The organism is Pseudoalteromonas sp. P1-9 (assembly GCF_001399975.1).
Classification (GTDB): domain Bacteria; phylum Pseudomonadota; class Gammaproteobacteria; order Enterobacterales; family Alteromonadaceae; genus Pseudoalteromonas.
On sequence record NZ_LKBD01000106.1, the window covers coordinates 1 to 988 of the forward strand.

1 protein-coding gene and 1 pseudogene are annotated in these 988 nt (G+C 50.1%); both read right to left on the reverse strand.

Annotated elements, in window-relative coordinates:
- Positions 1–656 (reverse strand): condensation domain-containing protein (locus AN214_RS21720; protein ID WP_235576801.1); only part of this gene is annotated, 656 nt, incomplete at its 3' end.
- Positions 657–704: 48 nt separating this feature from the next.
- Positions 705–962, reverse strand: a pseudogene (locus AN214_RS23390) (phosphopantetheine-binding protein); the annotation flags it as partial.
- Positions 963–988 lie beyond the last annotated feature (26 nt).

Below are 988 nucleotides of genomic sequence, written 5' to 3' on the forward strand. Positions count from 1 at the left end.
GGCAAACTGTGAACCATCGGGCAATCATCCAGTTGTGTTTGCCAATAGCTCAATTGTGACGCTAATGCTGACTCGGTTAACCACGTCCGTTGCCAATGGGCATAATCTGCATATTGAATCGCCAGCGGGGGTAAGATGGATTCACTCACTTTACCGGCCAATAACCCTTCATACAAGGCACTGAACTCTGACACCAATATCCCCATCGACCAGCCATCCGACGCTATATGGTGCATATTAAATAACAACACCCCGTCTTCATCCGACAAATGCACATAGCTCGCTCGTAACAATACCTCACTGGACAAGTCAAACACTCGGCTCGCCTCTTCTGACATCAGACTCGATAACGCCTCCGATTGCGCCTCGCTTACTAATCCACTAAGGTCATGGCAATCTATATCAAACTCCACCACTTCCTGTATCACTTGTACCGGATTACCCGACACTTCGTGATACACCGTTCGCAGCACCTCATGACGCACTATAATCTGCGCTAAGGCTTGCCGTGCCAATGCCACATCAAAATACCCCGATACCTTTAAAGCACCCGGCATATTGTATTGACTACTCCCCCCTGAAAAGCGGTCGATAAACCATAAACGCTGTTGTGAATAGGACAAGGCCAACGGCGATTCTCGGGACACACGACTCACCGCTGGTCGATGAGCCGTCTCTGCCTCACCCATCACCTTCGCAAGCCCTTTGACATCTTCACTGTCAAACACACTGCGAACCGCTAATTCTATCCCGTATTCACTGCGTAATGCGGAGACCAGCTTCACCGCTAATAACGAATGACCACCCAATGAAAAAAAACTATCATGACGGCCAATATGAGAGATTTCACACCCCAACACCGAGGCCATCACCTCGACTAAACGTTCTTCATCTGGCCCTTCCGGCGCTTCATAAGCCTGCTCCGACGCCCACTCGGGCGCCGGTAATCGCTTCTTATCTATCTTACCATTGGCCGTTAACGGCCAGG